The 17,814-nt window shown below is 61.5% G+C and carries 15 protein-coding genes; 10 read left to right on the top strand and 5 right to left on the bottom strand.

Features of this window, described 5'->3' with window-relative positions; translation table 11 throughout:
- Positions 1-7 precede the first annotated feature (7 nt).
- The 3 genes from nqrF (at position 8) to nqrM (ending at position 2,741) form a co-directional block, all read left to right on the top strand.
- On the top strand, positions 8-1,237 hold the full coding sequence (gene nqrF / locus ACMG4O_RS09450; RefSeq protein ID WP_142949415.1) for an NADH:ubiquinone reductase (Na(+)-transporting) subunit F: 1,230 nt from the start codon (positions 8-10) through the stop codon (positions 1,235-1,237).
- 237 nt (positions 1,238-1,474) lie between these two features.
- Positions 1,475-2,503, top strand: coding sequence for an FAD:protein FMN transferase (locus ACMG4O_RS09455; RefSeq protein ID WP_194856521.1), 1,029 nt, complete (start codon positions 1,475-1,477; stop codon positions 2,501-2,503).
- 1 nt (position 2,504) lies between these two features.
- A complete protein-coding gene (nqrM, locus tag ACMG4O_RS09460; RefSeq protein ID WP_142949413.1) occupies positions 2,505-2,741 on the top strand; it encodes a (Na+)-NQR maturation NqrM in 237 nt (78 codons plus the stop codon).
- A gap of 15 nt (positions 2,742-2,756) precedes the next feature.
- Here nqrM and ACMG4O_RS09465 read toward each other — a convergent pair whose 3' ends face one another.
- Positions 2,757-3,878: a GNAT family N-acetyltransferase/peptidase C39 family protein gene (locus ACMG4O_RS09465; protein ID WP_370203304.1), complete on the bottom strand. Its 1,122-nt coding sequence runs from the start codon at positions 3,876-3,878 to the stop codon at positions 2,757-2,759.
- A gap of 122 nt (positions 3,879-4,000) precedes the next feature.
- On the opposite strand from ACMG4O_RS09465, the gene ACMG4O_RS09470 reads away from it, so the two are divergent.
- The gene (locus ACMG4O_RS09470) at positions 4,001-5,140 is read left to right on the top strand and encodes a patatin-like phospholipase family protein (protein WP_142949411.1); all 1,140 of its coding nucleotides are present in this window, start codon (positions 4,001-4,003) and stop codon (positions 5,138-5,140) included.
- 99 nt (positions 5,141-5,239) lie between these two features.
- On the opposite strand, the gene ACMG4O_RS09475 is transcribed toward ACMG4O_RS09470, so the two are convergent.
- Positions 5,240-5,989 carry a glycerophosphodiester phosphodiesterase gene (locus ACMG4O_RS09475; protein ID WP_414433688.1) on the bottom strand — a complete coding sequence of 250 codons (750 nt, stop codon included), beginning with the start codon at positions 5,987-5,989 and terminating at the stop codon, positions 5,240-5,242.
- 331 nt (positions 5,990-6,320) lie between these two features.
- Between ACMG4O_RS09475 and ACMG4O_RS09480 the strand changes: the two genes are divergently transcribed.
- The 3 genes from ACMG4O_RS09480 to ACMG4O_RS09490 are packed head-to-tail and all read left to right on the top strand — an operon-like array spanning position 6,321 to position 9,403.
- Complete coding sequence (locus ACMG4O_RS09480) at positions 6,321-7,478, top strand: sulfotransferase (RefSeq protein ID WP_414433689.1); 1,158 nt, start codon at positions 6,321-6,323, stop codon at positions 7,476-7,478.
- Between the two features lie 58 nt (positions 7,479-7,536).
- The gene (locus ACMG4O_RS09485; protein WP_142949408.1) at positions 7,537-8,709 is read left to right on the top strand and encodes a glycosyltransferase; all 1,173 of its coding nucleotides are present in this window, start codon (positions 7,537-7,539) and stop codon (positions 8,707-8,709) included.
- Position 8,710: 1 nt separating this feature from the next.
- Positions 8,711-9,403 (top strand): polysaccharide deacetylase family protein, encoded by a 693-nt coding sequence (locus ACMG4O_RS09490; RefSeq protein ID WP_414433690.1) that lies wholly within the window; start codon positions 8,711-8,713, stop codon positions 9,401-9,403.
- 1 nt (position 9,404) lies between these two features.
- On the opposite strand, the gene ACMG4O_RS09495 is transcribed toward ACMG4O_RS09490, so the two are convergent.
- Positions 9,405-10,328 carry a LysR family transcriptional regulator gene (locus ACMG4O_RS09495; protein WP_142949406.1) on the bottom strand — a complete coding sequence of 308 codons (924 nt, stop codon included), beginning with the start codon at positions 10,326-10,328 and terminating at the stop codon, positions 9,405-9,407.
- Positions 10,329-10,489: 161 nt separating this feature from the next.
- Between ACMG4O_RS09495 and ACMG4O_RS09500 the strand changes: the two genes are divergently transcribed.
- The 3 genes from ACMG4O_RS09500 to ACMG4O_RS09510 all read left to right on the top strand — a co-directional run bounded on the left by ACMG4O_RS09500 (position 10,490) and on the right by ACMG4O_RS09510 (position 15,884).
- Positions 10,490-10,741, top strand: a complete 252-nt coding sequence (locus tag ACMG4O_RS09500) for a hypothetical protein (RefSeq protein ID WP_414433691.1) — start codon at positions 10,490-10,492, stop codon at positions 10,739-10,741.
- Between the two features lie 406 nt (positions 10,742-11,147).
- Positions 11,148-12,464 (top strand): outer membrane protein transport protein, encoded by a 1,317-nt coding sequence (locus ACMG4O_RS09505; protein WP_414433692.1) that lies wholly within the window; start codon positions 11,148-11,150, stop codon positions 12,462-12,464.
- A 21-nt stretch (positions 12,465-12,485) separates the two neighbouring features.
- Entirely contained in the window at positions 12,486-15,884 is a 3,399-nt protein-coding gene (locus ACMG4O_RS09510; protein WP_414433693.1) for an Ig-like domain-containing protein, read from the top strand.
- A gap of 566 nt (positions 15,885-16,450) precedes the next feature.
- Here the strand turns inward: ACMG4O_RS09510 and ACMG4O_RS09515 are convergent.
- Both ACMG4O_RS09515 and ACMG4O_RS09520 read right to left on the bottom strand, forming a co-directional pair.
- Positions 16,451-16,960, bottom strand: a complete 510-nt coding sequence (locus ACMG4O_RS09515) for a hypothetical protein (RefSeq protein ID WP_142949402.1) — start codon at positions 16,958-16,960, stop codon at positions 16,451-16,453.
- A gap of 60 nt (positions 16,961-17,020) precedes the next feature.
- Complete coding sequence (locus ACMG4O_RS09520) at positions 17,021-17,551, bottom strand: hypothetical protein (RefSeq protein ID WP_194856789.1); 531 nt, start codon at positions 17,549-17,551, stop codon at positions 17,021-17,023.
- Between the last annotated feature and the right edge of the window lie 263 nt (positions 17,552-17,814).

A 17,814-nucleotide genomic window follows, 5' to 3' on the forward strand; every position in this document is an offset into this window, starting at 1 on the left:
CAGCATCATGAGTTTTGAAATTATTCTCGGCGTGGTCATGTTCACCACCATCGTGCTGGCACTGGTGGCGGTGATTCTGGTGGCCCGCTCCCGGCTGGTGGTCAGCGGCAATGTGCACATCGACATCAACAACGATGCCGAAAAGGCCATCGACGCCCCGGCCGGCGGCAAGCTGCTCGGCACCCTGGCCGACCAGGGTATCTTCCTGTCCTCCGCCTGTGGCGGCGGCGGCACCTGCGCGCAGTGCCGTTGCCAGGTGCTGGAAGGCGGCGGTGACATCCTGCCCACCGAGGAAGGCCATTTCACCAAAGGCCAGATCCGCGACGGCTGGCGCCTGAGCTGCCAGGTGGCGGTCAAGCAGGACATGAAGATCAAGGTGCCGGAGGAATTCTTCGGCGTGAAGAAGTGGGAATGCGAGGTGGTGTCCAACCCCAACGTGGCCACCTTCATCAAGGAACTGACCCTGAAGCTGCCGGAAGGCGAGAACGTGGATTTCCGCGCCGGCGGTTACGTGCAGCTGGAATCGCCGCCCTACGACATCAAGTTTTCCGACTTCGACATCGAAGAGGAATTCCGCGGTGACTGGGAGCGCTTCAACTTCTTCGATCTCACGGCGAAAAGCGACGAGACCGTGGTACGCGCCTACTCCATGGCCAACTACCCGGAAGAGAAGGGCATCCTCAAGTTCAACATCCGTATTGCCACGCCGCCCCCGGGCTCCCAGGGCATTCAGCCCGGCCTGATGAGCTCCTACGTGTTCAGCCTGAAGCCCGGCGACAAGATCACCGTGTTCGGGCCCTTCGGCGAGTTCTTCGCCAAGGACACCGACGCGGAGATGGTGTTCATCGGCGGTGGCGCCGGCATGGCGCCCATGCGCAGCCACATCTTCGACCAGCTCAAGCGCCTCAACTCCAAGCGTAAGATCAGCTTCTGGTACGGTGCCCGCTCGATCCGCGAGACCTTTTACTCGGAAGAGTACGACAAGCTGGCCGAAGAGAACGATAACTTCGAGTGGCACCTGGCGCTGTCCGATCCGCTGCCCGAGGACAACTGGGAAGGCCCCACCGGCTTCATCCACAACGTGGTCTACGACATGTACCTCAAGGACCATCCGGCGCCGGAGGACTGCGAGTACTACATGTGCGGCCCGCCGATGATGAACGCCTCGGTGATCAAGATGCTCGAGGACCTGGGCGTCGAACCCGAAAACATCATGCTGGATGATTTCGGCGGGTGAGCCTTCTGGCCAGGGCCCTTGTGGCATTTGGCTTGTGGGAGCGGGCCCAGCCCGCGAAAGGCAAGCTCCGCTTGCCGGCAGGATTCCAGAGACGTTGTTTGTGCTGCCGTTAGAAAGGGCTCTGGGATCCTGCCGGGAGCTTCGCTCCCTTTCGCGGGCAAGGCCCGCTCCCACAAGGCCCGCTCCCACAATTTCTGCAAGCCGCTTTCAACCTTCAACCTTGTCGTAGGCAGGCCGATGCGAAACCCGCTCCTTCGTTTTTCCTTACTGCTGGTGGCGTTCGCACTCCTGACCGCCTGCGACGACACCACCGACCGTCTTTCCCAGCTCTCCGGGCCCACCATGGGCACCAGCTGGTCGGTGAAGTTCACCGGCACCCCGGAGAACGGCGTGCCGGCGCTCAAGAGCGCGATTGAGTCCTCCCTGGAGGACATCAACCAGGAAATGAGCACCTACCTGCCGGATTCGGCGATCAGCCGGTTCAACGGCCTGGAGGCGGGCGGCAGCCTGGTGCTGCCGTCGGATTTCGCCATGGTGCTGGACGAGGCCCTGGGCCTGGCCGAGGCCACCGACGGCGCCTACGACGTGACCGTGGGGCCGCTGGTCAACCTGTGGGGCTTCGGGCCGGACCCGGAACGCTTTGAGCCGCCGGCGGCGGAAGACATCGAGGCGGCCCGCCGGCGGGTCGGCTGGCACAAGCTGAAGCTGGACGACCGCACCCTGACGCAGCCGGGCGGTGTCTATCTGGATCTGTCCTCCATCGCCAAGGGTTTCGCCGTGGATAAGCTGGCGCATCTGCTTGAAAAAGCGGGTATCAGCAATTATCTGGTGGAGATCGGCGGCGAACTGCGCGCTTCCGGCACCAAGCCCCAGGGCCTGCCCTGGCGGGTGGCGGTGGAACGGCCGATCCCCGGTGTGCGCGAAGTGGAGAAGGTGGTGCCGCTGCGCGACCTGGCCATCGCCTCCAGCGGCGACTACCGCAATTTCTTCGAGAAAGACGGCAAGCTCTATTCCCACACCCTGGACCCGCGCACCGGCCGGCCGGTGGAGCACAAACTGGGCTCGGTGACCGTGTTACACTCCAGTTGTGCCACCGCGGACGGGCTCGCCACCGCGCTCACCGTGCTCGGCCCGGAGAAGGGCCTGGCGTTCGCCGAAGAGCGTGAACTGGCGGCGCTGTTTATTGTCCGAACTGATGACGGGGTCGAAGAAGTGATGACCCCGGCTTTCGAGGCGCTCCTCGAGAGCCGTGAAGGAGGAAACTGAAATGCTCGCAACCGTGATAGCCAGTATTGTTGTTTTCGCGCTGCTGTTCACCGGCATGGCGATCGGCTCGATTCTCGCCAACAAACCGGTGAAAGGCTCCTGCGGCGGCCTCGCCACCCTGGGCATGAAGCAGGGCTGTGAAATCTGCGGCGGCGACCAGGACGCCTGCGACGAAAACAGCCGCGAAGTGAACGCCAAGCGCGCCGGCGAACTCGGCAAGGACGTCCTTAAGACCTGATCTCGCTCTCTGGGATTACCCCCGCCCCACGATCACCGCGGTCCGCAACCTCGACTGCCCATACCGCGTCATCTGCTCGAAGCGATCCCGGCTGATCGGCACATGCTGGCAGTCCAGCGGCACCTGATCGTCCGCCGGGTCCGGGTCGTGAATGTAGAAGCACTCCCGGTCGGCGCCGCTCACCACCACCCAGTGGGGCGCCTTGCGCCCGTCTAGCCGCCAGGTGCTGATCAGCACGATGGCCACTTCGCCGTCCTGTAACGCCTGGTCCAGCCGCTCGGCGGTGAGCTCCTGGTAGTGCACCGGCACCGCCTGCTGCCGGGCCTCGTCCTCGAAATGCCGGTGCACCGTCTCGATCACCCGCTTCTTGTTCTCATCGCGCACCGAATCCAGAAACAACGGCCCGCTCTGGTTGCAGTAGACGGTGGCGCTCAGCCCCCGGCGGCGGGCGGCCAGCGCCAAGCCCAGCGGGTGGCAGCCGCCATGGCCGGCGGTCATGAAGATGGTGGTGGCTTCCCGCCAGATCAGCAGCTCGTCGGTGTCCGCCGGGGCGTGGCCGTCCAGGGCGTGGCGGGCCATCAGCAGGCAGGCGGGCCCGCAGGTGAATTCGGTGGTCTGGCGCACCCAGGGAATATCCAGCCGCGCCGGGTTCTCCGGCTTGTAGTGCAGCCGCTTCTGGAAGCGCAGGGCGTCCTGGTGGTCCTCGTAGTAGTCCGGGGTTTCCGCGAACAACTTGTAGCCCAGACGCTCGTAAAGGCGGATCGCCGCCGGGTTGTCCCGGCGCACTTCCAGGCGCAGATAGAGGCGTTTTTCCCGGTGGGCGTAGCGCTCGGCGGCGTTCATCAACTGCTCGCCAAGCCCCTTGCCGCGACAGGCCGGGTCGGCGGCGATGGAATAGAGCCGCGCCATGCGCGTGCCGCGCTGCAGAATCACCAGCGCGTAGCCGGCCAGGGCGCCCTCGGCCTCTTTGTCGTCGCTCAGGCCATGGGCCACGATCAGCCCGGAATGGGCCTGGCGGATCCAATGGCGGAAGCTGCGGCGTGACAGCCGGTCGCCGTCGAAGCAACGCTGCTCCAGGTCAACAAGGGCATCCAGGTCTTCGGGGCGGGCGGGGCGAAACGAAAAAGCGGCGGTCATGGCGTAATCCGGAAACAGACCGGGGCAGCATAAAGCGGAGTGGGGCGGTGAAGCCAGCGCTTCCCGACGGATGACGCCGGGGCCCGTCAAACGGCATACTGGCGCGATAAGGAGATCACACCATGCCCCAAGCGTCCGCCCCCAACCGAGGGCTGATTTTGTCCGGCGGCGGCGCCCGCGCCGCCTATCAGGTCGGCGTGCTGAGCGCCATCGCCGATATGCTGCCGGCCCACAGCAGCAACCCGTTTCCGATTATCTGCGGCACCTCCGCCGGCGGCATCAACGCCGCCGCCCTGGCCGCCGGCGCCCACGACTACCGGCTGGCGGTGCGTGGCCTGGAGCGGGTGTGGGCCAACATGACCGCCGAGCAGGTCTACCGCACCGATATCTTCGCCTTTCTGCGCAGCCTGCTGCGCTGGCTGATCAGCTCCGCCGCCGGCGGCCGGGCGGTGACCCGCAGCGCCTTGCTCGACAGCACGCCGCTGAAGCGGCTGCTGCGGCTGGTGATCAACTTCCAGCGCATCGAGGAGAGCATCCGCCAGGGGCATCTTCGGGCGCTGTCGATCACCGCCTCCAGCTACGCCACCGGCGAATCAGTGGCGTTTTTCCAGGGGGCTGAGGGCGTGGACGAGTGGACCCGCGCCCGCCGGCTGGGCCGGCGCTCGGACATCGGCGTGCAGCATCTGCTGGCGTCGGCGGCGATCCCGCTTCTGTTTCCCGCCGAGAAAGTGGACGGCAGCTACTACGGCGACGGCGCGGTGCGCCAGCTCGCCCCGGTGAGCCCGGCGCTGCACCTGGGCGCCGACAAGCTGCTGGTGATCGGCGTGTCCGGTAACGTCAGCGCCGACCACCAGCGCCAGCTCAGCGGCTACCCGTCGCTGGCCCAGGTGCTCGGCCATGTGCTCAACAGTGTGTTCGTGGACACCCTGGAAGGGGACGTGGAGCGGCTGGAGCGGATCAACCGCACCGTGGAGGCGCTCGGCAAACGGGCCCGCAGCCAGCACGGCATCCAGCTGCGCCAGGTGGACGTGCTCAAGATCTACCCCTCCCAGCCCATCGACGAGATCGCCGCCGAGCACATCAAGGAGCTGCCGCGCACGCTGCGCTTCTTCCTGAGCGGCTCCGGCGCCACCCGCTCGCCCGGCGCCAGCGCGGTCAGTTATCTGCTGTTCGAGCCCGGCTTTACCGGGCGACTGATGTCACTGGGGTACCAGGACGCCAAGGCCCGTGAAGACGAGATCCGCGCCTTTTTCGAGGATTGAAGCAGGTAAAGTGCTTTGTGCGCGAGCGCCCTGTGGGAGCGGGCCCTGCCCGCGAAAGGCCGGCGACGCCGGCCGGCAGGATCCCAGAGGTCCCTCTATTTAAGCCTTCCGCGCCGCGCGCCGCTCAAAATGGGCGATAAAACTGGTGGGGAAATCGGTGATGATGCCGTCCACGCCCAGCTCCACCATGCGCTCCGCCCGGGTCAGATCGTTCACCGTCCAGGTGGACACCTTCAGGTTGCGGCGCCGCGCCCGGCGCATCAGCGCCGGCGTCACCAGGGTGTGGCGCGGCATCAGCCAGGTGCAGCCCAGCGCCACCGCCCGCCGGGTGGGTTGCTGGTAGCGGTACTCCGCCACATAGCCGCGCTCGATGTGGGCGGTCATGGTGCCGAGCATGCGCAGAAAGCCGGTGTGGCTGGAGGTGACCACCACCCGGTCATTCATTTGTCGCTGGTTGATGAAGTCCACCAGCTGGTGGGCGAGGCGGTGCAGGATGGCCCGGTCGGCGCCTTTCACTTCGAACTGAAAGCGCATGGACGGCCCGCACAGATCCACCACTTCCCGCAGTGAAGGGATGCCCAGGGGGCTGTGCCAGCCGGGGGTGTTGCGGCGCGCGTCCAGCACTTCCAGTTGCGAAAGGGTGTAGTGGTGCGCCTTGCCCCGCTCACCGGTGGTGCGGGTGACGTTGGCGTCGTGCACCACGATCAGATGGCCGTCCCGGGACAGCCGCACGTCCAGCTCGATTTCGGTGACGCCCGCCTCCATGGCGACCTGGAAGCCCGCCGCGGTGTTTTCCGGGGCCTCGCCGCGGGCGCCGCGGTGGCCGACAATGGTGGGGAAGGTACTCATCAAGCCTCGAATTGATAAGGTTGCCTTGGCGGCCGTCGGCCGCGATTCAGCGTGCAGGATACAGGATGCAGGCGCGATTTTGTGTCCTTGGTGTGACGGCTGTGTTGCAAGGCTTGGGGGACTTGTCTGGTGGGAGCGGGCCCTGCCCGCGAAAGGCAAGCTTCGCTTGCCGGCAGGATTCCAGAGACGTTGTTTGTGCTGCCGTTAGAAAGGACTCTGGGATCCTGCCGGGAGCTTCGCTCCCTTTCGCGGGCTAGGCCCGCTCCCACGACATAGTTCTGTCATCTTTTTGCTGCTAGTGTCGGCGCGTCTTCGACGGAAGTAGAAAGCTATGGGTGCTTTGTTAAAAGCCTACGGGCGGTTGTTCGTGCGCTCCTGGTGTCCGGATTACGGCGGCACGCTGAAGGGGGTGTCGCCGCGCCGCTGGCTGGTGATGGCGCTGTTCTGGCCGCTGTTCGTGCTGCTGCAGGCGATCAACGGCGCCGGGCTGCTGCTCGATTACCTGCTGTTTTCCGACTTCCGCCGGGTGCGCGTGCGCGAGCCGCTGTTCGTGGTCGGTGTGCCACGCAGCGGCACCACCTTTCTGCACCGGCTGCTGGCCGGCGACCGCGAGCGTTTTACCACCACCGCCCTGTGGGAACTGATCTTCGCGCCGTCCATCACCCAGCGCTTTTTCTGGCGCGGGGTGGGGCGGCTGGACGCCCTGGTCGGCGCGCCGCTGAGCCGGCTGTTCTTCCGGCTGGAGCGATGGGTGCTGGGCGGGCTGGACGATGTCCATCAGACCGGCCTGCGCGACCCGGAGGAGGACTATCTGGCGCTGCTGCCGGTGCTGGGCTGCTTCCTGCTGGTCCTGGCGGTGCCGGACCCGGCGCTGTGGCGCCTCACCTACGCGGACCGGGATCTGCCGGCGGCGGAGAAACGGCGGCTGATGGCCGCCTACCGGCGCTTCGTGCAGCGCCACCTGTACTTCCACGGCGAGCACCGTACTTTCCTGTCCAAGAACCCGTCGTTCACGCCGTTCATGGCCACCCTGGCGGACGCCTTCCCCGACGCCCGTTTTATCGGCTGCCTGCGCAATCCCACCGCCGCGGTGCCCTCGCAGATCAACTCCATCGTGATCGGCGGCAAGCTGTTCGACGGCCGCGACACCGCCGACTACTGGCGCGAAGGCTTCCTCGCCATGCTCGATTACTACTACCGGCACTTGCTGGAACAGCTCGACGGCCTGCCGGAGGGGCGCGGCGCCCTGTCGGTGATGGAAACCCTGGCGGCCGCGCCCGGCGAGAGTGTAAGCGGATTTTACCGGACCTTCGGCTGGACCCCTTCGCCGGCGTACCGCGCCTTTCTGGACGGCGAGGACCGCCGCGCCGCCGGCTACCGCAGCGGCCACCGCTATTCCCTGGAGAACCTGGGCGTGGACCCGGGCCGTCTGGCGGCGACCTTCGGCTGGGTCTACGACCGTTTCGGCTACCCCCGACCCGGTGACTGAACCGTGCTAGGGTAGGGGTGTCATAAATACGACACACGTGGTGCGGATACTGACGACCATGAAAACAAAAGACCTGCGCGTACTGTTCGTCGTCGACGCCATGAAAGGCCGCAATGGGGTCGGCGCCTACTTCCAGGACCTGGTCGCCCACCTGGACGGGGTGGTGGCCCGGGCGGAGCTGGTGTCCCCCAGCCTGGAAGACCCTCACCCCTGCCAGGGGCTGTCCATGCCGATCCCCGGCGATCCCACCCAGCGCCTGTTCCTGCCGAAAATGCGCGAGCTCACCGCCCTGGTGTGGGAGATGAAACCCCATGTGATCGTGATTCCCGGACCGGGGATTTTCTCCCTGGGCGCGTTCTGGGTGGCGCGCAAACTGGGCATCCCGGTGTGCGTGACCTTCCAGACCGACTACGACAGCCTGGTGCGGCTGTACTGGGGGCCGCGTCTGGCGCGCCTGGCCGGCGGCCTGCTCAACTGGGTCAACCGCACCCTGTTCCAGGGCAGCAGCGCGGTGGCCACCATCTGTGAAAGCCTGATCGCCGACGCCCGCGCCGCCGGCGCCCGGCACCCGCAACTGGTGGGCACACCGCTGGGCCCGGAGTTCGTCGAGCGGCCGCCGCTGCCGCTGGCGGAGAAACTGGATTCGGTGCTCTACGTGGGCCGTTTGGCGGCGGAGAAAAACATCGAACGCTTTCTGGCGCTGGCCGCTCAACGGCCGGACTGCCGATTCACCGTGGCCGGGGACGGCCCGCTGCGGGAGAAGGTGGAAGAGCAGGCCCGCCGACTGCCCAATCTCACCTTCCTGGGCTGGTGCAGCCGGGCGCAGGTGGTGGAACAGCTGGACGCCGCCCAGGTGCTGGTGCTGCCGTCGGTGGTGGAGGCGTTCGGCACCGTGGCCCTGGAAGCCATGGCCCGCCAGCGGCTGGTGATCACCACGCCGGCCTGCGGCATCAATCAATGGCCGGAGCTGGCCCGCGGGCTGGCGATCATGGAAGAGGGCGAGAGCCTCGGTGACACCCTGGCGCGTCTGCAGGCGCAGAGCCCGGCGCAGCGCCGTGAGCGAGCCGAGCAGGCCCGCCACGCCGCTCTCACCATGAACCAGCGCGCCATGGACACCTGGCTGCAGGTGCTTGGTCACTGCGCCCGCCAGGCGCCGCTGCTGCCCAAGCGCTGGCCGTCGCCGACGCTGGCCGTGTTGCGCCGTTTGAGCACCGCCCGCCCGGAGCTCTGAGATGGCGCTAAGCGGCTTGATCTCGATTCACGATGTGATGCCGGAGACCCGTGAGCGGGTCACGGACATTCTCGAGCAGCTCGCCTGGCTGCCGCCGGCGGCGGTGACGCTGCTGGTGGTGCCCGGCAAGGACTGGCGGGCCGCCGATCTGGACTGGCTGCGCGACCTTAGCGAGCGCGGCTACCCGCTTGCCGGCCACGGCTGGCGGCACCGCTGCGACACCCCGAAAAGCCTTCACCACCGTCTGCACAGCGCGTTCATTTCACGGGACGCGGCCGAGCATCTGTCGCTGGACGAAGAGCGCATCATCGCGCTGATTCAGGATTGTCACCGCTGGTTCGTGGAGCACGGCCTCACCCCCGGGCCGCTCTATGTGCCGCCCGCCTGGGCGCTGGGGGCGGTGAACAAGCGCCGGCTGGCGGCGCTGCCGTTTCGCTACTACGAAACCCTGGGCGGCCTCTACGACGCCCGCGACCAGCGCTTTCACCGCATGCCGTTGCTGGGCTTCGAGGCCGACACCACGCTGCGCGCCTGGAGCCTCAATCTGTTCAACCGGGGCAACTATCTGGCGGCCCTGGCCAGCGGACGCACCCTGCGCGTGTCCATCCACCCCCAGGATCTGCAGCTGCGCCTGGGTGCGCAGGTGCTGTCCTGGGTGCGGCGTCTGGAACGCCCGCTCGAGGCCTACGCCTGAATCACGCCTGCGCGGAATCCGAAATCGGCTGCTTCAGGCGCTCCACGTTTTCTTCCAGGAAGGCAATGAAGGCCCGGGTTTTCGCCGGCAGCAGGTCCCGTCCGGCGTACACCAGATAGAAATCCAGGTCCGGCGCCCGGTAGCGCGGCATCAGCTGCACCAGCTCGCCGCGGTCCAGGTGCTCGGCGATATCCCAGCGGCTTTTCAGCGCCACGCCGTAGCCTTTCAGCGCCCACTCGCGCAGTGTTTCGCTGTTATCGGTGATCAGGTTGCCGGACACTTTGACGTGGTGCTGGCCGCCGTATTCGTCCTCAAGCTGCCATTGGTCCTTGAAGGAGCCGTGGCAGTCCAGGATCAGGCAGTCGTGCCGTTTCAGGTCCTTGGGGTGGCGAGGCGCCTTGCGGCCTTTCAGATAAGCCGGCGACGCGCACACGCAGCAGGGGTTGCTCATCAGCCGCTTGGCCACCAGGGAGGCGTCGTCCGGCGCGCCGATGGAAATCGCCACGTCCACGTCGTCGAGCACCATGTCCACATAGCGGTCGCCCAACGACAGTTGCACCGTCACGTCGGGGTACAGCTTGGAGAACTCCGATACCAGCGGCGCAATACGATTGCGCCCCAGACCGATGGTGGAACTTACCTTGAGCATGCCCCGGGGAACGTCCCGGCAGGCACTGACATAGGCAATCGCTTTGTTGAGCTGGCTGAGCAGGGTATCCACCCGCACATACAGCGCCTGGCCCTCGCTGGTGAGCCTGAGCCCCCGTGCGTTACGCACCAGCACGCGCACTCCGAGCTCCTGCTCGATGCGCGATATATACTTACTGATGGACGCTACGGAAAGACCCAGATCATTGGACGCTTCGGAAAGACTCCCCGCCTTAACGACCGACACAAACACACTGAGATCAGCTATCCGTTTCATCGTCGAATCCTTATTTTAAGGAACCGAGACGGCCGGCATAGGCGTTATTGAGCTACGCAAGACGGTACAGCGGTTCCTTCCACCTTTTGTTTTTCTTCAGGGTTTTGATCCCCTCCGGGCATTAGCCCGCCCCGGGGGCCCAGCACCCGTCCCGTTCAGGTGTGTTCTTACCGATCCTTGGACAGTTCTTAAAAAACTATAACACAAGACAACCGTTTTACGACGCTTTCGCCGTGGTGGCCGGGCGCGCCTTTTCTTTCGCCGCGAAGCCGCGCGGCGCGGGCATTTCGAAGAAAAAAGAGCGGTCTTCGCCGGCGCTCTGTTACAAAAAAGTTTGGCGCGGCGCGAAAAAAGTGGCCGGAAAGCGGCCGGTGTTTCCTCTGGTAACACCTGTAAACATGGTGGCGTTCTGATGGCGCTGAATAGGCGCCTCAGGCCCGCCACAACGGGTGGGCCTGCCGCACAAAAGAAAGTAAATAAAGGTGCGGCATTTTGTTTATCTTTTTGTTTACTTTTTCATAAAGTTGGCGCTTTCGGTGGTCCGAAAACAGGCAAAAAGTGTCTGTCACCATAAAATGTGACCGTCTGGTCAGGCGCATTAATAAAGGCTTTCCGCCATTCTTTCTTTTTTTGAAACACCTGTTTTCACGTTTTCTTGTGTCCGACGTCAGTGGGGCATCTATAGCCTCAGCAGTTGCACCATCCCGTCGGTGCCTTACCCGTTCATGGACAGTTCGGGACATAAAACCAATAACGACTGTTTGCGGCGAACACCCGCGAACGAAAGAGAACAACAAACAAATCGGAGGGAAAATCCGCATGCGACCGCTTCCTTATTTGAAGACCGGGCTGTGCGCCAGCACCCTAGTGCTGGCACCTGCTATCTCCCTGGCGAATATGGGCAACACCGCCACCACTTACGGCTTGCTGCCCACGGACATCGCGTCCGCGCAAGCGCTTTCCATGTTTAATACCCAGGTTTCCACCGCGTATTATAATCCGGCCTATCTGGCGCACAGCACCAAGAGCGAGCTGACCGCCGGCCTGATGCACGCCGAGCACAACCTCAAGGCCGACAGCCAGCAGTTCGGCACCTACACCGTGCAGGACGACCCCACCCAACAGGTGCTGCTGGGCCTCAAGGCCGATCTTAGCGACCTCACCGAGCTGGGCCAGCCCATGTACCTGGGCGTGATGATCGGCTCCGAGAAGTTCGGTGATGAGCTGCTCGCCTTCGGCTCCCGTACCGATCCGGACGGCCAGTACTTCAACTACGGCCGCCAGCCGCTGTTCCTGAGCATCGGCGTGGGCACCCACGTATGGCGCGGTCTGGACGTCGGCATCGGCACCAAGGTCACCCTCAAATCCGAGGCTTCCCTGGTGGCGCAGACCAATCTGGCCGGCGACACCGAGTACGAAGAGCTCAACGTCTCCGCCAAGCCGGTACTGCGGCCGGTCATCAGCATGAACTTCGACTGGGAAGAGACCTTCTGCCCGGACGCGCAGTGCTGGTATGACGGTCTGGAAACCGCGTTCGCCTTCAAGGGTTACTCCGACTCTTCCGTGGAAGTGAACGCCAACACCATCATCCCCGGCACCATCCCTGATCCCGGCCTGTTCATCGACATCGCCACGGTGGATTCCTACCAGCCCAACATCTACACCCTGGGCATGCAGCTCAAGCGTGACAAATGGCGCCTGGGCCTGGCGGTGGAAATGCAGGAATGGTCCGCGCTGGAAGACGAGCTCAACAACGACACCGTCAAGAACAACCTGGGTCTGGAGTTCGACGACATCGTCATCCCGCGCATCGGCGCCGAGTACTACCTGAACGACACCTTCACCCTCACCGGTGGCGTGGCGTTCGAGGAATCGCCGCTGGCCAACGACGTGAACCCGGAAGTGAACTACCTGGACGCCGACCGCACCGTGATCGGCCTGGGCATGAGCGCGACCTTCGACCACGTCTACGGCCTCAAGCATCCGCTGCGCCTGGACTTCGGCTATCAGTACCACCTGATGGATCAGCGCGAATTCCAGATCAAATCCAGCCAGCCGACCGCGCTCAACGATGATGTGGTGGAAACCAAAGGCGACGTTAACGCATTCGCCGGCTCCATCAGCATGCAGTTTTAAGGGGGCACCATGAAGACAAGAATGATCAAGCGGAAAGGAACGCTGCTGTCCTCCGTCGCGGTGCTCGGCACCGCGATGCTGCTTACCGCCTGTGGCGGTGACGGCGGCGACTCACCTGTCGACGATTTCGGCAGCAACCCAGGCGAGGGCGACAATCAAGCGCTGCTCTACGCCTATCCCGATAACGGCCAGGGCGAAATCTCCACCGCCGCCCCGGTGGTACTGCGCTTCTCCAGCGCCGTCAACCTGGGCCAGGCTCAAAACTCCATCACTCTGTATGAGGGCGATGCCGAGACCGGCACCGTGGTCAACACCACCCCGGAGTCAGTGGCCAAAGAGCCCAACAACGTGCTGCTGCAGCCCGACGAGGACCTGAAGCCCAACCAGACCTACACCGTGGTGATCGACGACCTGCGTCTGCGCAAAGGCGTCGCCGAAGACCAGACCCTCACCTTCACCACGCGGCCGCTGCATGAAGGCCCGAAAAATCTGGTGGTGAAAGACGATGCCTTCGAAGTCAGCCGGCGCATGCCGGACGGCTCGGAGATGGAACCGGTGATGGATTTCTCCAGCTTCCGCTTCCAGTTCACACAGCCCGTTGATCGCGCCACCGCCACCTACGGCGACTCCGTGACGCTCACCAGCAGCGGCGGCGACACCGTGGACGCGACCCTGCTGATCGACGGTGCCTACATGACCGTGGACCCGGACGCGGAATACCTGAACGCCGGCGAAACCTACACCCTGGACATCACCGCGGACCTGGCCAGCACCTACGGTGAGACGTTCGGCGCCGAGAGCTACACGTTCACGCCGAAAGACTCTTCCCCGGGCCGCGAACCGGCGATCCTGGTGCAGAAACTCACCCAGGGCACCACCTCACGCCTTACCGGCAAGCCGGTGAACGAAGTGCCCGTGAACGGCACCCTGCTCGGCGAAAACGACAACATCACCCAGGCCAGCGCCGAAGTGGTGCGCGCGGAATTGGCGGACGTCACGACCTACACCGACGTCACCCCGATTCGCTTGCCCAAGGGGACCGTCCTCAACGGCGCGGAAATCAATCCGATCCTCATCGGTGGTGAAGTGCCGGCCGGCTTCGGCTCCGGTGACGTCACCATGACCGTGCTGTCCGACGCCAGTGGCTACCTGGTGCCGAACCCCTACGCCGAGAACAACCCGGACGCCCTGCGCATCGTGCACCTGTTGATGGACGTGGGCATCGCCACCAGCGAGGCGCGCGCCAACGGCGCCTTTACTCAGGATCTGATGCACATTGAGCTGGTCGGCCTTGCCGAGGTGGACCCCGAAGCCGGCGTGCTGAACCTGGATGCGGTAAGCGTGGTTGAGCCCAACATTCTGGGGCAGGAATACGGCTACGGCATGTTGAGCTTCCAGTTGCAGTCTTATAAAGACCAAAACAATGCACCGCAGGTCGTGGGGGATGATACACCCCCGGCTTTGCAGAGTTGGAGTCTGGAAGACCTGGTGGGTGAGCAAGCTAAAACCGGCCTGGTTAAGCCGGGCGATCCCATCATTCTTAACTTTGACGAGCCACTGAACGCTGCTTCGGTCGCCGGAAAGGTGCACCTTCTGGAAAACGATTCTGAAGTTGAGGCGGCCGTGAATGTCTCGGGGTCGGCCATAGTGGTGAACCCGGCGTCCCCGCTTAAATTCGACCATGAGCTCGATCCGGTGGATTATGAACTGGTTCTTGACAGCGGCATCACGGATATCAGCGGTAATGAAACCGCGAGTATCTCGAAAAGCTTCGCCTTGCCCTTGGTCGTGGATCAGATCATAGGGGGGATTGACCCGAGCGAAAATCCGGAGGAGATGCGGATTCGCCCCCCGGTTGTCACCGCAACCTATCCTGGTTTCCCATGTGTGACCGACCCGCAGACCCGTGATCTGGCGAACGACATGGCGGGTATTTGTCTCGGCAGCGTTTACGAGTGGACGCACCCTGATAACCCTGAGGGCGGCACCGAGGACAGTGACTCAGTGCCCGTAATGGCCCTGCCTAAAAATCGGCCGATTATCGTTAATTTCTCGAAGAACGTTGATGCGGATTCGGTGCAGCTCGGTAGTACTTTTACAATTTACGAAGTCGACGCGAACGGTAATCCTATTGGCGGGCAGATCAATGGTTCGCTGAAAGTTAACCCCCGGCAGATCACTTTTTATCCGGATGAGGAATGGCAGGAAGGAGCGTTATACGCCTACACACTGCATTCCAACGGTGATATGCATGACAGCAGCTGCGATCCGGCGACCGCCATCTGTTCCGATGAACAGCCGGCCTTGCCTCTTCAAACGCAGATACTTGGGGAGCTAACGATTGATCTTTACCCGCAAAAGGATCCAGGTTTCGCGCGTTTAAGCACTGATCCGGTCGACGAGCGCGGCGGCGGGAAAAACATGGTGATTTATTTCCGCGGAGGCGCAGAAAGCAACAGTGTTCTTCAGAACTTAGTTAATGCGCCCACGTCGGATACAAACGCGAACTTCTTCCACGATACGAATCATGATGTTCAAGGCGAGATTCTCTTTCCAAGTATTTCTTATACGGTTCCACGAGAATATGCAGTGGAGGAAAAGGAACCCGGTGAAGAACCGGATCCTTACGCCGATCAAACTGAGAGCCCGCTAAATGGCGTTCCTATTGATCTGAACGGCGTAAAGCCGATTCCGAATAGCGCCAAGGTGCTCTCCCGGAATACCGCTGGTTCTCAGGAAACGGACTCGGACGGTTTTCCATTGGGCGTTAACTATGGGAATATCGGCTGCGGTGTTCGGGAGGCGATTCCCTTTGATCCAGACAATCCGTTTGCAGGAAATTATTTTATTCCTGTAAATTGTCCCGACAAAAAATTTGTATACTTGACTGGCGCGTTGAATGCTGAGGTTACTGATGAGTACTCCGAGCAAAGAGATGCGATAAAAGTAAAAATTTGGCCAAGCCAGATCGTTACGACCAGTTTGACTACGTACACAAATCTCTTCTCTTCCCAATTCGTTTATTCCTATAGTGGGCCGCAGTTACTACGGATTCGGTACGCACCAGGCCCTGATGGAAAGCGTGATCAACCAGTTACGGCTTGGATCAGAGAGACCGAAGAGGGGCCTGTTCTGGATGCAACGGTCGATTTGTATCTTGATGTTCCTTATCTTGAACAGCGATTCTTTGCTGTAGATAACCGACATAATCTGCATAGTTATCCGTTGACGATGGATCTCTCAGGCCCGCTTGAGTTCCTTGATGACGGTCGAATGGTTGTGACTCAATTTAATTATAATAATATTGATATAGACCTTCGTGGGTATGGTGAAAAAGAAGGGGGTATCAATACCAAACTTGATTTAAGGCTGCCAGACAGAGGGACATACATAAAATATGTGACTCAGCCTATTAAGTGATAGCCTCGCCCTTACCATCCCCTCGATGGTGAGGGCGTTCGCCTTTAGAGGGAAAGTAAAATCGCCCACGTCATTGGGTATATCTCTTTGCGCCCAAGCTTTCCGGGGCCCGGTAAATCCGTAGACTTTGCTCTGCTTGACATATCCAAGCCGGGCCTCGGAATACCGTCGCACAGTCGCGCTGATTGTTGAGCGCCAGTCCAACTTGTCAATTCGATGCTTGATCCAATCTACCTCCTAACTGAGCCGAATATGTTTTCGTGGTGATGCGCTGAACGGGCCTGCACGGCTAGGAGACGTCGAGGTTTGCTGACCCGGAAGTGCTCTTTCGGACACCCGGACCTTAGGGATACCAAAGAAAGTTATATTGACAGACGGAACAGGCAGCCTGGGTCGGTGTGGCTTCGTTTGGTAGTGTTTTGTAGATTATCGAGTGTGGATGAACAGCTACAAGGATTTAAAAAGAGGAGTAGGTGCCCCGGGCTTTCGGTTGCCCAGGGCTTGGTCTTTAAGTAAAAGCACTTTAAGTCAAAGTAAAAGAATAAAACCTGTATGTCAGCGATAAATTAGGGGTAGATGTTTAGGTCTCCGCTATGGCTCTCGGCAGGCACGATAGTAAGCGGAACATCCGTTTCGATAGAGCAGTTGTTCGATATATTCTGATCTGGAATTGTAATGAAGGAGGGGTTGCTGCCTGAGTTTTTAAAGTTGATGTATATGCTTTCGCCATCACATTCAAAAAATGTATGCCCCGTGAAGGTTATGCCAGAGAAATCTATTCTGGCTCCTTCGTTGGAAACGTTGCTTATCGTTCCGGTGCCCAGGTTTTGAATGCTGAAAACATGACAAGGATAAGAACCGCTTACTTGAGTATCAACAACCTCCATGGTGTCGGTGGATGTGTTGACTTCTGTGGTCATGTTTAGCGAGCACCCGAATGTAACGCTTCCATAACTTAGCTCGAAGCTGCCGAAAAAATTATACTCTTCCCCATTAGCGCCAACCGGGTCTAGCGTGATTGCATTGGCTTGCAGAGCTGCAGAAAGGAGTGCTATCCCTATAAATGTATGCTTCATAATGACCTCCAAAAAAAACGGGCACCTATTGGTGCCCGTTATGTTTTAGCCTCGTTTTTCTTACGGGCTTACATTTACATCGCTGCTGTAGCTGTCAGCGGGAACGATAGTCAGCGGCGTGTCGGTTTCCAGAGTGCAGTTGCCGAAGCTTTGCTGCGCAATGGTGAAGTAGGAAGGGTTGCTTCCGTCGTTATGGAAGTCCGCTACCACGGTGCCATCGTTACACTGGAAAAAAGTGGCAACGGTGACGTCGACGCCGTCAAAAGTAACCTGGCCGCCGTCGGAATCGATGTTGCTCACATCGCCCACGTCCAGGTTGCTGATGTTGACGGAGCCGCAGGGGTAGGGGCCGCTTACATCGTTGTTGGTGATGGTAATGGTTTCGTTGCCGGCAGTGATGTAGCCGGACAGTTCCAGGGTGCAGCTGGCGGTGATGCTGCCATAGGACAGATCCGTGGTCCCGGAGAAGGTGTAGTTCTGGCCGTCAGCGCCAGCGGGATCCAGGGTCAGGGCTTGGGCAGAAGCCGCGCCCAGCAGAGCGATAGCGCCAGCAGCACCAAGAACAGCTTTCTTCATCATTTCCATAGACATGAGAGTCTCCTCATTCTTCCGTTTATTTGGATGGTTTCGGCAGCGATTCTTTACTTCTTCCATGGTCGCCGCCGTGTCGGTTGGTGAGTTGTTGTTTTTGCCCCCGAACCGACACGATTCACGTTAGAGGAGGTGGGAAGGCGGGAGAATAGCAAAAAATGAAAAGGGGTCTTTCAAAAAATGAAAACATGAAATTCGACAAACGAGAAAACAGAACGAGAACAAATACTTGGGGCTAAAATCTGGCGTACAACCATAAACAA

The sequence above is a fragment of the Alloalcanivorax venustensis genome (assembly GCF_047495515.1).
Taxonomy (GTDB): Bacteria; Pseudomonadota; Gammaproteobacteria; order Pseudomonadales; family Alcanivoracaceae; genus Alloalcanivorax; species Alloalcanivorax venustensis.